We start from the raw sequence: 13,493 nt of genomic DNA, 5'->3' as shown, positions 1-13,493 counted from the left end.
CCGCCGTATACGGAACCGTATGTACGGTGGTGTGAGAGGGACGGAGGTTAGTCACCTCCCCCTATCTCGATTATTTTTTTACTTGTAAAGTATAAATTAGATGAAATGGGTGATTATAAATGGAATCAGAATTTCTTATTATTAAAGCTGAAGAAAATGGTGTACAAGTCATTGGTCTAACAAGAGGCGAATCAACGAAATTTCATCACTCAGAAAAGCTCGATGCGGGAGAATTATTAATTGTTCAGTTTACTGAGCACACATCTGCAATAAAAATTAAAGGTAAAGCTACTGTTCAATCACGTCACGGTGAAATTGAGTCATTTAATTCAAGTGAATACTGATCAATCAGTTTGTATTGGTGGGAGAATATTAGCATGAGCATTGAAGGTTTAATTCAAGCAAAGTTAAATGAGCAATATCAGACAGTGATGGATCCTTGTTTGGTGAGTTTTTTATTAAAAAAAGATTACCGGATGGCTATTTATTTGTCCTTAGTTGAGCGAACAGCGTGGTCACAAGTGAAGAAAATTGATGTTGTGACGGGGATTACATTGTTGCAACAATCATTTGATCTCCATCAACTTGTTTCTAATCAACCGGATGCTAATAATACAGAAAAAATTCTTCAAGGTGACCGATTTAGTGCACAATATTATGCTCTTTTAGCTTATCACTCAGAGAATAAGCTGATTGAAGTACTTGCTCAGGCGACTAAGGTGATCAGTCAATTAATGATTCAAATGACTGAGCAAAAAACTGATGATCGAAAAACAGTTGTTCAACTTAAGTATAGGCTTGATACAACAGTTACTGCATATTTATTACGCTACTTTAATTTGCATCAATTAGAGGCATTTTTTCATGAGGAACCGCAAGCTAATCAGATTGATTCAAAATTAATTGACTTGGCTCGTTTAATTAATGCTCGTTTTAAATTACATTTTCAAAATGGGATGATCAAATGAAATTATCAGAGCAGTATAGTGAGATTAAAGCTGAATTAGAGCTTTTTGATCAAAGACTGATTGAACGACTATCGGAAGCTGAAGAACCAGTTAAAACGGCTACAACAGCGTTAATTCAAGCTGGTGGTAAACGATCTAGGCCGCTTCTTTGTATGATTGCCAGTAATTTTGGTGATGGGGAAGCATTGCAATTAGTTGATGTTTGTATTGCGCTTGAGCTTGTTCATATGAGTAGCTTAATCCATGATGATATTATTGATCAAGCACCAGTAAGACGTGGAGACAGAACGATTCATCACAAATATACCAATCAAGTTGCTACATATATCGGTGATTACTTAGTTGCAGAAGCACTTGAGATCATGTCAGAAATAGCAGATCAAAAAGCCCATCAACTATTTTCAAGTACATTAAAGTACTTAGCTTTAGGTGAGTTAGCGCAATATAAGAATCGCTATCAGATGAATCCATCTTTAACAGCATATTTCAGAAAAAATCGTAATAAGACCGCACGATTAATTGCTTTATCATGTCAATTAGGTGCGATTACGACAAATGCTATTAGCTCAATTCAAAAACAGCTCTATTTGTTTGGTTACTATTTAGGAATGTCTTATCAAATAATTGATGACATACTAGACTTTACGTCGACAGCTGATGACTTAGGTAAAGCAAGTGGTCAAGATTTACGCTCAGGTTATCTGACCCTACCAACGTTGTTAGCCATTCAAGATAAGCAGATTTTTCACGAGCTTGAGTTAATATTTAACCGCCACCAGCTAATCAAAGAATTTGATTTTGATCCGATTGTAGCCGATATAAAAAATACGGACGCGATTCAAAGGTCTTATCAATATAGTCAATGGTATTTAAATCAAGCAATCAAACAAATTAAACGACTACCAGATAAAAAGGAAAAAGACTTATTGTATCAGCTAGTTGGGTATTTAAGTAAACGAACACATTAATGTGGTCATTTCTAAGGGAGATATGAAAATGCCAGATTATCAACTATTTACTGAATTGATTAAGAAAAAAACAAACATCGACTTGAACTTATACAAAGAAGTCCAAATGAAACGTCGCTTAACTTCTTTAAGGGATAAGCGAGGCTTTAACACATTTAAAAGCTACTTCCAGGTAATTGATCAAGATAAAGAATTAATGCAAGAGTTTCTTGACAAAATGACGATAAATGTTTCAGAATTCTTCAGAAACTCAAAACGATGGGAAGTTTTAGAGAAAAAGATTCTACCCGAAATGTTAAAAAAGAAGTCTGAACTGAAAATTTGGAGTGCAGCTTGTTCAACAGGCGACGAGCCGTATACAATCGCGATGATTTTAAAGCAATATATTGATCTAAACAAAGTTAGCATTTTAGCAACGGATATTGATGATAAAATTTTAGAGCGAGCAAGACAAGGAATTTATACGGAGCGGGCATTAAAAGAAGTTCCTAAACAATTTAAGGACAAATTCTTTGTTCATAAAGATTCACTTTACATAATTGATGATCAGTTGAAAAAGTCGATTACATTTAAAAAGCACAATTTATTGTCCGATCCATTTCCTAAAGGATTTGATTTAATTGTGTGCCGAAATGTGATGATTTATTTTACTGATGAAGCAAAAACACAAATTTATCACAAATTCAGTGATTCACTTGTAGATGAAGGTGTCTTTTTCGTCGGTAGTACCGAACAAATCTTTACACCAGAGAAATATAAGTTAAAATTACTCGATACATTCTTCTATACAAAACAAGAATAATAGACTAAAAGAAATATTCATTTGATCTGTAATGAATGTTTCTTTTTTTAGCTCAACTTTAACAAATCCATTGAAAAGTTTGAAAAAAAAGAATTATCTATCAATTTACCAAGACAGAATGACTTCAGTGTGGTATATTAATTAAAATATAGACTAAATAAGGAGGAAATTTAAATGCGCTATTTAACTGCTGGAGAATCACATGGTAAACAATTAACAACAATTGTTGAGGGTGTACCTGCCTTAATGCCATTGACTAGCGATGAAATAAATGAATCACTTCTTAGAAGACAAAAGGGGCATGGCCGTGGTAAGCGGATGCAAATTGAAAAGGACTTAGTAGACATTGCAGGAGGAGTGCGTCACGGTTATACACTTGGCTCTCCGATTGCATTAGTCGTTAAAAATGATGATTTTAAACATTGGGTTGATATTATGGGAGAAGACCCAATTGATGATGATAAAAAGATCCGTCGTGTCGTCTCACGTCCTAGACCGGGACATGCTGACTTAAATGGCGCGATGAAATACGGTCACCGTGATATGCGAAATATATTGGAACGCTCATCTGCTCGAGAAACAGCTGTTCGCGTTGCCGCTGGAGCGGTTGCAAAAACAATGTTAAAACAGTTAGGGATTAATGTTGTTGGTTACGTCAATGAAATTGCTGGGATTAAAGCAGAAGAGTATCCTGATTTATCATTTGATCAGAAAGTAACGATTTCAGAGGACTCTCCTGTTCGATGTTTAGATCCAGAAGCAAGCCAAAAAATGATGGATGCAATTGATCAAGCTAAAAAAGATGGTGATTCGATTGGTGGCGTATGTGAGGTGATTGTTGAAGGTATGCCTGCAGGTATTGGTTCATACGTCCACTTTGACCGTAAACTAGATGCACGAATCGCTTTTGCAGTTCAAAGTATTAACGCATTTAAAGGTGTTGAATTTGGGATTGGTTTTGAAGCAGCTAGACGTAATGGTAGTGAAGTTCATGATGAAATTATTTGGTCTGAGGAAACAGGTTATCAACGGAGAACAAATAATTTAGGCGGTTTTGAAGGTGGGATGACGACTGGAATGCCAATCGTTGTAAAAGGTGTAATGAAGCCGATCCCAACACTTTATAAGCCGTTACAAAGTGTTGATATTGAAACAAAAGAACCATTTACAGCAAGTATTGAGCGTTCGGATTCATGTGCTGTGCCAGCTGCAGCTGTTGTGATGGAGCATGTTGTCGCTTTTGAAGTTGCAAAAGCTATTTTAGAACAATTTCCACATGACCAGTTTCCTAAACTGAAAAAAGCAATTGATGAGTATCGAGAAGAAATCAGGTGTTTTTAGGTGAATGAAATAACTATTCAAACAAGCACAAATCAATATGATGTGATGATTGGTAAAGGTTTACGACATCAAATTCTTGATTTCTCACCGAAATTATATAGCCAAGTGTTAATTATTACAGATAGTAACGTTGAACCACTTTATTTAGCTGATGTGATTGAAGCTGTTAAAGATGCTTACCCAGTTAGTTATTCAGTTGTGCCGGCTGGAGAAGGTTCAAAGAGTATCCAAATGTATTATGATCTGATGACAGATGCGATTGAAACGGGATTAGATCGTAAGAGTTTAATCATTGCTTTAGGTGGAGGTATGATTGGTGATTTAGCTGGGTTTGTAGCAGCGACTTTTATGCGAGGTATTGATTTTATTCAAGTGCCAACAACAATATTAGCTCATGACAGTAGTGTTGGTGGTAAGGTAGCGATTAACCATCCAGAAGGAAAAAATTTAATCGGTAACTTTTACCCGCCAGTGGCTGTTATCTATGATGTTGAAACACTTCACACACTCTCAGATAGAGAGGTTCGTTCTGGTTATGCAGAAGTGGTTAAACATAGCTTAATTCATAGTTCATCTTTTTGGGATCAAATTAATCAGATTGAACTGACTGAGTCATTAAATGAAGAAGCGCTAACCGATGTATTACTCAAGGGTATTAAAGTAAAAGCTGAAGTAGTTGAGCAAGATGAACGCGAATCAAACATTCGTCAGTTTCTAAATTTCGGTCATACACTTGGACACGCCTTAGAATCTGAACTTGGTTATGGTACGATCACTCACGGCGAAGCGATTGCAATTGGGATGTTGTTCGCAATTCGAGTCAGTGAGAAAACATATCAAATAGAATTACCTTATCAAGAAGTATATAAGTGGTTTTTAAAAAATGACTATCCACTTCAGTTACCAAATCTATCGATCGATAAGCTAATCGATCGGATGAGAAGAGATAAAAAATCAAATAATCAAATAGTAACGATGGTGTTATTAAAAAATATTGGAGAACCAACAATTGAGAAACTTGATGAGCAAAAATTACATGTATGGTTAAAAGATTTTATACAGGAGCTGAATCGCCATTGATAAGAGGAATTAGAGGGGCTACTACAGTAAATGCAAATAATGAGCAAGAAATCTTTGGAAATACGCGTGAATTAATTTTGGAGATGATTGAGAAGAATCAAGTTGAGGCTACAGATGTCAGTTCTGTTTTAGTAACAGTTACAGACGATCTAACGGCGACTTTTCCAGCTAAACCAATCAGAGAACTTGATGGTTGGACTTATGTTCCAGTCATGTGCATGAAAGAAATCAATGTCCCTCATGGCTTACCGCGGTGTATTCGAATTATGATGACAGTCAATACTGCGATTGAGCAAGCGGACATTCATCATGTTTATCATTATGAAGCACGCAAATTAAGACCTGATTTACTTAAATAGGGGGATTTATTTATGAAAGCAAAAAGTATTTTTAAAACTATGTCACCATATAAACCGGGTAAACAAGTTGATGAAGTCAAACGTGAATTTAACCTTGATCGCATTGTTAAACTTGCATCGAATGAAAATCCATTTGGTTATTCAAAAAAGGTAGATGCAGTTGTTCGTGAGACGGCGAATCATTTCGAAATCTATCCAGATGGCTATGCGACAGAGTTGCGACAATTATTAAGTGAAGACTTAAAGGTTGATCCAGACCAGCTTGTGTTTGGTTGTGGTGCTGACGAAGTGATTGATATTATCTGTCGCACGTATTTATCGGAAGGAACGAATACGATTGTACCTGATCCAACTTTTCCACAGTATAAGCATAATGCGTTAATTCAGGGAGCGACAGTCAAAGAAATCCCATTAGTCGATGGTTATCATGACTTGGACGCAATGTTAGTGGCAGTTGATTCACAGACTCGGATCATTTGGCTCTGTTCACCGAATAACCCAACTGGTAGTTTAATTGACCAGCAGACATTAGAGAAATTTTTAGCGGATTGTCCGAGTGATGTACTCGTAGTCGTTGATGAAGCTTACATGGATTATGTTGAATCGGGCAATAAAGTAAACACGATTGATTTACTACATAACAATCCTAATTTAATTATCGTGCGAACATTTTCAAAAGTTTATGGCCTTGCCGGTCTCAGGATTGGTTATGGCATTGCTCAATTAGAAGTAAGTGAGGCACTTAATATCGCTAGAGGGCCGTTTAATACAACCCGCTTAGCACAACAAGCGGCTATTGTAGCTTATCAAGACAAGGATTTTATTGAGAACACTGTTAGCGAAACCATTAAAAATAGACAAACTTTTATGAATGCCTTGGATCAAATGAATTTAAGTTATTACGATTCAGAAGCTAATTTTGTTTTTGTTAAATTACCGGTCTCAGGTGATTCATTATTTAATTATTTAATGACCGAAGGATTTATCGTTCGCTCCGGTGAAGCACTCGGGCATCCAAATGGCGTTCGGATAACGATCGGTAACGCGGATGACATGCAAATTTTAAGAGACAAAATTCAGCTGTTTTTAGATCAACAAGTAGGTGAACTAAATCAATGACAAAACGGATTTTAATCGCAGGTCTAGGATTGATTGGAGGATCACTTGCATTAAATTTAAAAGAGAATACTGACCATCGTCTAATCGGCTATGATGTGAATCAAAAATCATTGAATTATGCGATTCAGAAACAAATTGTCGATGAAATCTCAACTGATTTTAATCAAGTGGTTACGACGGTTGATATTTGTATTTTAGCTGCACCGGTCTCGAAAACAATTGATTTGCTAGAGCAGATTAAACAGCTTAGATTTGAAAAACCAATTTTGATAACTGATGTTTCTTCCGTTAAGTCGAACGTTATGCAGACAGCTGAATCAATTGAAGTCGGAGAAGTCACTTTTGTTGGTGGTCATCCAATGGCGGGATCGCATAAACAAGGTATTGAAGTAGCGAAAGCTCATTTATTTGAAAATGCAATTTACATTTTAACACCTACTGAAAAAGCAGATCAAGCGGCAATCTCAACATTAACAGATTTACTAGCTCACACAAAAGCTAAATTTTTAACGCTAGACGCACAAGAACATGATGAAATGACGAGTGTGATCTCACATTTTCCACATTTAATTGCATCTTCACTTGTTCAGCAAGCAAAAACTTGGCAAAAAAAACATGATAAGATTCCACGTTTAGCAGTTGGTGGTTTTCGTGATATTACCCGAATTGCTTCAAGTGACCCGAGTATGTGGCAAGATATCTTTTTTCAAAACAAAAAAGTTTTAGCTCAGCTGCTTGAAGACTGGATTAATGAAATGAAAAACTTAAAAGGCTTGCTAGAAACAAATGATAAAGTGTCAATCTATCATTATTTAGCAGAAGCACGTGAATACCGTGATGGTTTAGATCGAACGAAGAAGGGTGCCATACCTTCATTCTATGATTTATTTGTTGATATTTTTGATCAACCTGGTGCAATCTTAAAAGTAATCGGCCTCTTAGCTGATGAAGAAATTAGTATTAAGAATATTGAAATTTTAGAAATAAGAGAAGGCATTACTGGTGTGCTCCGAATTAGTTTTGTTTCTAAAGATGATCAATTAGCAAGTCATCGTTTGCTTATAAAAAATGGTTATGAAACGATGATTGAAGAGTAGGGGATGAACGTTTTGAAGAAAATTAACTTAAAACCGATTGATTTACCTTTAACTGGTGACCTTTCCGTACCTGGGGATAAGTCAATCTCACATCGAGCAATTATTTTTGGATCACTTGCTCAAGGCAAAACGAAGATCACTCGCTTTTTAAATGGCGAAGATTGTTTAATGACAATTAAAGCGTTTCAAGCGATGGGTGTAAAAATTGACCAACAAGATGATCAAGTTTTGGTTGAGAGTGAAGGAATTGCCGGATTAAAAGAGCCGTTAGAACCGATCTATTTTGGTAATTCTGGAACGACTGCTAGGCTGATGCTTGGCGTGTTAGCTGGACTGCCTTTTCATACGACGATTTACGGCGATCTATCATTAACAAAACGACCAATGGACCGCGTTCGGGATCCATTGCGTGAGATGGGTGCTAAAATTGATGGTCGAGATGATGGCAATCTGTTACCAATTGCGGTTCGTGGTCAGTCTTTATCAGGGATTACTTTTAAACCACCAATGAAGAGTGCTCAAGTAAAGTCAGGTGTACTATTGGCTGGACTATTGGCTGATGGTGAAACGACTGTAATTGAAACAACAAAGACACGTGATCATACTGAAAATTTACTGTCAGCATTTGGTGGTAGTATTAATGTTGATGGGAATACGATTACACTTAAGGGTAAACAATCGTTAACAGGAACTGAGATCGAGGTGCCTGGTGATATTTCATCTGCTGCCTTCTTTATTGTTGGTGCATTACTAGTGCGAGGCAGTCATATAACGATTAAAAATGTCGGTTTAAATCCAACCCGAACAGGTCTTTTAGATGTTCTAAATCAAATGGGTGCTAATCTTGTGATTAAAGAAACTAAACGAGTTGGTAAGGAAGCAATTGGTGACATTACTGTTAAATATGCTGAATTAAACGCTGTTGAAGTTGATGGAGATGTCATTCCGAGAATGATTGATGAGTTTCCGATCCTCGCGCTCCTAGCAACTCAAGTTAGTGGAAAAACGATTATCCGAGATGCAGAAGAGTTAAAACATAAAGAAACAGACCGAATCACTGCAGTTGTGGATATTTTAAATACACTTGGCGCTAAAGTTGAAGGAACCGATGATGGGATGATTATTGAAGGAAAAACACCATTAATCGGCGGGGAAGTAAGCTCTGATGGCGACCACCGATTAGGGATGATGATCGCAATTGCGTCACTAATCTGTCAAGAAAAGGTCACTTTAGTTGATCCAGATGTGATTAATATTTCATATCCAACATTTTTTGATGATCTAAATATGTTGCAAGCTAAATAAAATTAAATAAAACAATAGCTACTAGTTGATTTGAAATATGTAGCTATTGTTTTTTACCTTTCAGCTGATAATTAATATTTACTTTACAATTGGTGTAAGCGATAATCTAATTAGTGACAAAGGTTGCGTTGTTGTTCACAAATATAATTGAAAAGAGAGAGAGTATCTGATGAAGCCTAAATGGTTGATTAATTTGATTGCTACATATTTAATTGCATTTCTAATAAACTTGTTTTCATAAGTGAAACACCCTGATTCAGCACCAGGTATTTTGCATTTACTTGTCACATTGTTATTTTTAATTGGACTCGTGATCTTTATTCACAAAGCACCACGTAGTGCTAAGTTCGCTCAAGGATTCAAGCTATTTTTAATCATAGGTGTTTTAGCAGGTCTGATTGTTTTTGGTTCCAGCATGCTTGAAGGAGCATTGTCAAATAGCTTTATTGTTGACGTAAGTACCGCAATTCACTACCCATTTTATTTTTTATTCATCACGCCATTATTTGGACTGAATTATTTGTTTGATTTGAATTATGAGATTTTCTCAATCATTATGTCAGTCGTATATCTTATTTTAGTAATTTTTATGATCAAGGTTAAGAAATCACGACGCACGTAAAACCAAATGTTACTTGATGATCAGCCAGATCAACAAGACACAGTTCTTAAAATTATGCTTAAAGGAGCACACGTCAATATGGAAACTCTTTTCTTTGGATTACTATTAATCTTTTTTAAAAAATTATATAGGAGTGTGTCTATGAACGAATCATTTTTTTATTAAAACAAATTGGTGTAGTTCATTCAGAAGCTAAGCATAAAAACTATACTAATTGGAACAAGGTCATTTCCGAAATTCGTCTTAACCAAGAGTTTCAGTCTGGTTTGTATCGGCTAGAGGAATATTCTCATGCAATCATTGTCTTTTTCATGGACCAATTTAATAGTAGTGAGTCTGATCTGATGATCAAAAGACCACGAGATAGGAAGGATATGCCAAATGTTGGTGTGTTTGCACAAAGAACGAAGTACCGTCCAAATCCGATCGGTATTTCAGTTGTTAAAATTGAAGCGATTCAAGATCATGTTCTGACAGTAAGAGGGCTTGATGCAAACAATAATACTCCTGTATTGGATATAAAACCCTACATTACTGAATTTGATACAAGAGAAAACGTTGATGTTCCGTACTGGATGAAAAAATTAATGGAGGATTATTTTTAGGTCAATCTTTAAGGGCAAAACAACCTCAAATACTAACTTAAAAGAGGTGTTTAAATGAATCAAAATAAGTTTGCTGAATTTATAATCATTGCTAGAAAGTTAAATGAGCTTGATATTGTCCCCTTGTTAATCGGCTCAGTTGGCTTGGAGATTATTACAAATATGAGTTGGCAAGCTCAAGATCTTGATATCCACGTACCTGGTGACAGAAGAGGATGGGAAATAGAACCTGAATTAGTAATTGATAACTGGAATGATATCGTAAAAATGATGAAATCAATCGGGTACACGCTAATAGATTTACATGAACATGAGTTTGAGAAAAAAGATTTATTAGTTAGATTTGGCGTGATCGATACTTTACCTAGCTTTGCAGGAGTAAACTTAGAAGATTTAGCAATCCATAGTTATCAAGGAGTAAAGTATTATTTATTAAATCACAAACAGTATTTGTCTGTATACGAATCATCAGCAAAGGATAGCTATCGAACTGACAAAAATAATCACAAAGACATTGCAAAAATAGAATTTTTGAAAAGGATAATAAAAAGTTGATATACCAAGAGGAATGAAGATATCCATTCTTACTGAGTTTGAGTCGATTCAAATGTTAGCTTGTACACGCCTAATCATGCTTTTGATACTTAGGAATATAAAGCTGGTTATGAAAGGTCTCTGCCTATTACAATCGGCAACAAAGTCTGGAACAGTGGCTCTGTGACGATTGTACCTGGAGTAACGATTGTGGTGAAGACACAGGATATACATATACAATGATTATTATAATAGTATATTAATTAGTGGAGGTGTTAAATGTGATTATAAAATCATCAACCAGTCTAAGAAATGATTATAATTCCATTTCTAAATTAGCCCACGACAAAGAAAAACCAGTTTATATCACCAAAAATGGAGAAGGCGATCTTGTTTTAATGAGCATTGATGCGTTTGAAAGAAGAGAAGCAATCATTTCTTTAAAAGAAAAATTATTGATTGCCGAAGAACAAAGGTTAAATGGTGAAGAGACAACATCACTTGAATCTACCTATAGAAGAATTATGGATAAAATCGATGACCAGTTATGATGTTGAATTTCTTCCTGTTACTAATGATGATTAAAATAATATTTTTATTAGTTCTAATTAAGGTATGGTCATACCCCGATCCAATATTTCAAATTAAGAATATATTAAGCATCATGGCTAAAGTATGAATAGCTATGATGCTTTAATTTCTACTCTCCAAAATTGAAATCATCCCAGTATTTCGTTATGATTAAGCTATTCTAAAGTTTCCCTGAAAGGTTGTTGTTTAAATGAATCCAATAGATCAAGCAATCCAGTTAATTGAACAAGATGAAATAAAAAAAGCAGTCAGTATATTACGCGATTATGTCAGGCAAGCTAGTGATAATGACTTAATTACAATCGCTGATCTCTTTATTGAATTAGGCTTATTAGATGATGCACGATCTATTTTAGAGTCACTACTCGAAGACTACCCTGACGAATCAGATATTAGACTCGTATTAGCTGAAATATATATTGATTTAGAAAATGATGAGCAGGCACTAAATCATTTGGAAGCAATCGATCAATCAAGTGACGAATATATTGCTTCACTGATGGTTGCAGCTGACCTCTACCAAACACAAGGCCTATTCGAAGTCGCTGAACAGAAGCTAATTGAAGCAAAGCAATTGGCTCCTAATGAAGTCCTAATTAACTTTGCTCAAGCGGAACTTGCATTTTCTTTAGGTAAATATGACGATGCATTATTTAATTATCGAAAAATTCACCAACAAAATGATCAAATTGCTGAAGTCGATCTCACTTTACGGATCGCAGAATCTTTAGCTGCGATAGGTGAGTTTGAAGAAGCGTTGGACTATTATCAAGATGTAGAAATTGATGATCCAGAAATACTCTTCCGATATGGGTTCATTGCTTATCAAGCGAATCGGATGGACATTGCTATTCATACATGGGAAGAATTATTGAAGCAAGATCCGGAATATGGATCAGTTTATAATTTCTTAGCCGAAGCCTATCAAGAAGAAGGGTTGATTGACCAAGGCTATCAAGCAACTCAAAAAGGATTAGAAATCGATCCATTAAACAAAGAGTTATTGCTAACAGCTGCAAGTTTAGCTCGAAAAGTCGGTCAAAATGATGAGAGTTATCGTTTAGCTCGAAAAGCGATCTCAATTGATCCGGGTTATAAAGCTGGAATATTATTTCTAATTGAAAATTATCGCAAAGAGGACGATTTTGAAGCAATAATTGACTTGCTCACTCATATTATAGAACAAGGCGAAGAAGATGGATATTATAAATGGGAACTCGCTAAAGCATATGAAGCAGAAGAGACTTATGATTTAGCCCTAAAATATTATCAAGATGCCTACAATGACTTCAAAGACGATAGTGACTTTCTTAAAGCATATGGATACTTTTTAGTTGAGGAGGGTATGAGAGAAGAAGCCGTACAAATCTTTACTCGTTACTTATCAATTGATCCAAGTGATGTTGAGATTGAAAGTTATTTAGCCCGGCTAAAGGATTAACAACTTTCCTAATGAACAGGGGGGAAAGCTAACATGAGTACATCGATATCGATTCAAGATAAGAAATCATTTATTAATTGGTTTTTAACGCATTATCAATTGAAGAAACGAGAAAGTGTTTGGATTTTAAATTATTTAATTAATCATGAAAGTTTATTGTCTAATGTGCATTTCATTAGAGAAGCAAGATTTTGTCCGAGAGGGATGATTATTTCAGCACAATGCTCTGAAGAAGTTGCGTTTCGATTTTATAAAGATCATATCGTCACAACTGATGCGGAAAAATCATTCCACGATATCCGGTTAAATCGCCATGAACCAATCTATATTCAGCTCTCGTTTAAGAATTCTCATCAAAATGCTGAGTATAATGCGGTGTTAGAAGATAATCCATTTTTACCAGATGACTTTTTTATTACAAAGAGAGAGAAACAATTAGCCAAGGAATTTTTAGATTATACTTTATTTAAGGCTGAACAAAAACAATTGTTAACAGAAATTGATTACGCACTTGATCATCAAGATGAAACTAAATTTATAACCTTAACTAAGAAGCTAAGCCAATTAAAAGCAAGTTATGATGCGAAAAGTTCGGTTATGGATGAATAATGATTTTCTTACTAAAAACTGCCTAGCATGATCTTACATGCTGGGCAGTTTA

General features: G+C 35.4%; 16 protein-coding genes. All 16 read left to right on the top strand.

The window, feature by feature from the left end; translation table 11 throughout:
• Positions 1-119: 119 nt before the first annotated feature.
• Positions 120-344, top strand: coding sequence for a trp RNA-binding attenuation protein MtrB (gene mtrB / locus ABD814_RS08490; RefSeq protein WP_344912187.1), 225 nt, complete (start codon positions 120-122; stop codon positions 342-344).
• Between the two features lie 33 nt (positions 345-377).
• Positions 378-968, top strand: coding sequence for a heptaprenyl diphosphate synthase component 1 (locus ABD814_RS08485; protein WP_344912185.1), 591 nt, complete (start codon positions 378-380; stop codon positions 966-968).
• On the top strand, positions 965-1,936 hold the full coding sequence (locus tag ABD814_RS08480) for a polyprenyl synthetase family protein (protein ID WP_344912183.1): 972 nt from the start codon (positions 965-967) through the stop codon (positions 1,934-1,936). Before ABD814_RS08485 ends, ABD814_RS08480 begins: the two co-directional genes overlap by 4 nt.
• A 28-nt stretch (positions 1,937-1,964) precedes the next feature.
• Entirely contained in the window at positions 1,965-2,738 is a 774-nt protein-coding gene (locus ABD814_RS08475) for a CheR family methyltransferase (RefSeq protein WP_344912181.1), read from the top strand.
• A gap of 174 nt (positions 2,739-2,912) precedes the next feature.
• Entirely contained in the window at positions 2,913-4,079 is a 1,167-nt protein-coding gene (gene aroC, locus ABD814_RS08470) for a chorismate synthase (protein WP_344912179.1), read from the top strand.
• Positions 4,080-5,159, top strand: a complete 1,080-nt coding sequence (aroB, locus tag ABD814_RS08465; RefSeq protein WP_344912177.1) for a 3-dehydroquinate synthase — start codon at positions 4,080-4,082, stop codon at positions 5,157-5,159.
• Positions 5,156-5,518: a chorismate mutase gene (gene aroH, locus ABD814_RS08460; protein WP_344912175.1), complete on the top strand. Its 363-nt coding sequence runs from the start codon at positions 5,156-5,158 to the stop codon at positions 5,516-5,518. Before aroB ends, aroH begins: the two co-directional genes overlap by 4 nt.
• Positions 5,519-5,530: 12 nt before the next feature.
• Complete coding sequence (gene hisC / locus ABD814_RS08455; RefSeq protein WP_344912173.1) at positions 5,531-6,637, top strand: histidinol-phosphate transaminase; 1,107 nt, start codon at positions 5,531-5,533, stop codon at positions 6,635-6,637.
• Positions 6,634-7,734 (top strand): prephenate dehydrogenase, encoded by a 1,101-nt coding sequence (locus ABD814_RS08450; RefSeq protein WP_344912171.1) that lies wholly within the window; start codon positions 6,634-6,636, stop codon positions 7,732-7,734. The genes hisC and ABD814_RS08450 overlap by 4 nt, the downstream gene beginning before the upstream one ends.
• 12 nt (positions 7,735-7,746) lie before the next feature.
• Positions 7,747-9,039, top strand: a complete 1,293-nt coding sequence (gene aroA / locus ABD814_RS08445; protein WP_344912169.1) for a 3-phosphoshikimate 1-carboxyvinyltransferase — start codon at positions 7,747-7,749, stop codon at positions 9,037-9,039.
• 241 nt (positions 9,040-9,280) lie between these two features.
• On the top strand, positions 9,281-9,661 hold the full coding sequence (locus ABD814_RS08440) for a hypothetical protein (protein WP_344912167.1): 381 nt from the start codon (positions 9,281-9,283) through the stop codon (positions 9,659-9,661).
• A 149-nt stretch (positions 9,662-9,810) separates the two neighbouring features.
• A complete protein-coding gene (gene tsaA / locus ABD814_RS08435) occupies positions 9,811-10,266 on the top strand; it encodes a tRNA (N6-threonylcarbamoyladenosine(37)-N6)-methyltransferase TrmO (protein WP_344912198.1) in 456 nt (151 codons plus the stop codon).
• A 54-nt stretch (positions 10,267-10,320) separates the two neighbouring features.
• Positions 10,321-10,821, top strand: a complete 501-nt coding sequence (locus ABD814_RS08430; RefSeq protein ID WP_344912164.1) for a phosphoribosylanthranilate isomerase — start codon at positions 10,321-10,323, stop codon at positions 10,819-10,821.
• A 260-nt stretch (positions 10,822-11,081) separates the two neighbouring features.
• Entirely contained in the window at positions 11,082-11,351 is a 270-nt protein-coding gene (locus ABD814_RS08425) for a type II toxin-antitoxin system Phd/YefM family antitoxin (RefSeq protein WP_344912162.1), read from the top strand.
• 230 nt (positions 11,352-11,581) lie between these two features.
• Positions 11,582-12,832 carry a tetratricopeptide repeat protein gene (locus tag ABD814_RS08420; protein ID WP_344912160.1) on the top strand — a complete coding sequence of 417 codons (1,251 nt, stop codon included), beginning with the start codon at positions 11,582-11,584 and terminating at the stop codon, positions 12,830-12,832.
• Positions 12,833-12,865: 33 nt separating this feature from the next.
• Positions 12,866-13,441: a ReoY family proteolytic degradation factor gene (locus ABD814_RS08415; RefSeq protein ID WP_344912158.1), complete on the top strand. Its 576-nt coding sequence runs from the start codon at positions 12,866-12,868 to the stop codon at positions 13,439-13,441.
• The last annotated feature ends 52 nt before the right edge of the window (positions 13,442-13,493 follow it).

It is taken from the genome of Amphibacillus indicireducens (assembly GCF_039539605.1).
GTDB classification, from domain to species: Bacteria; Bacillota; Bacilli; order Bacillales; family Amphibacillaceae; genus Amphibacillus; species Amphibacillus indicireducens.
The sequence above is the reverse complement of the archived record's forward strand: the minus strand, read 5'-3'. Positions and strand labels throughout refer to the sequence as shown.

Coding starts and splice junctions, on each gene's coding strand:
- mtrB (WP_344912187.1), top strand. CDS start 120: ATGGAATCAGAATTTCTTATTATTAAAGCTGAAGAAAATGGTGTACAA.
- ABD814_RS08485 (WP_344912185.1), top strand. CDS start 378: ATGAGCATTGAAGGTTTAATTCAAGCAAAGTTAAATGAGCAATATCAG.
- ABD814_RS08480 (WP_344912183.1), top strand. CDS start 965: ATGAAATTATCAGAGCAGTATAGTGAGATTAAAGCTGAATTAGAGCTT.
- ABD814_RS08475 (WP_344912181.1), top strand. CDS start 1,965: ATGCCAGATTATCAACTATTTACTGAATTGATTAAGAAAAAAACAAAC.
- aroC (WP_344912179.1), top strand. CDS start 2,913: ATGCGCTATTTAACTGCTGGAGAATCACATGGTAAACAATTAACAACA.
- hisC (WP_344912173.1), top strand. CDS start 5,531: ATGAAAGCAAAAAGTATTTTTAAAACTATGTCACCATATAAACCGGGT.
- ABD814_RS08450 (WP_344912171.1), top strand. CDS start 6,634: ATGACAAAACGGATTTTAATCGCAGGTCTAGGATTGATTGGAGGATCA.
- ABD814_RS08430 (WP_344912164.1), top strand. CDS start 10,321: ATGAATCAAAATAAGTTTGCTGAATTTATAATCATTGCTAGAAAGTTA.
- ABD814_RS08420 (WP_344912160.1), top strand. CDS start 11,582: ATGAATCCAATAGATCAAGCAATCCAGTTAATTGAACAAGATGAAATA.
- ABD814_RS08415 (WP_344912158.1), top strand. CDS start 12,866: ATGAGTACATCGATATCGATTCAAGATAAGAAATCATTTATTAATTGG.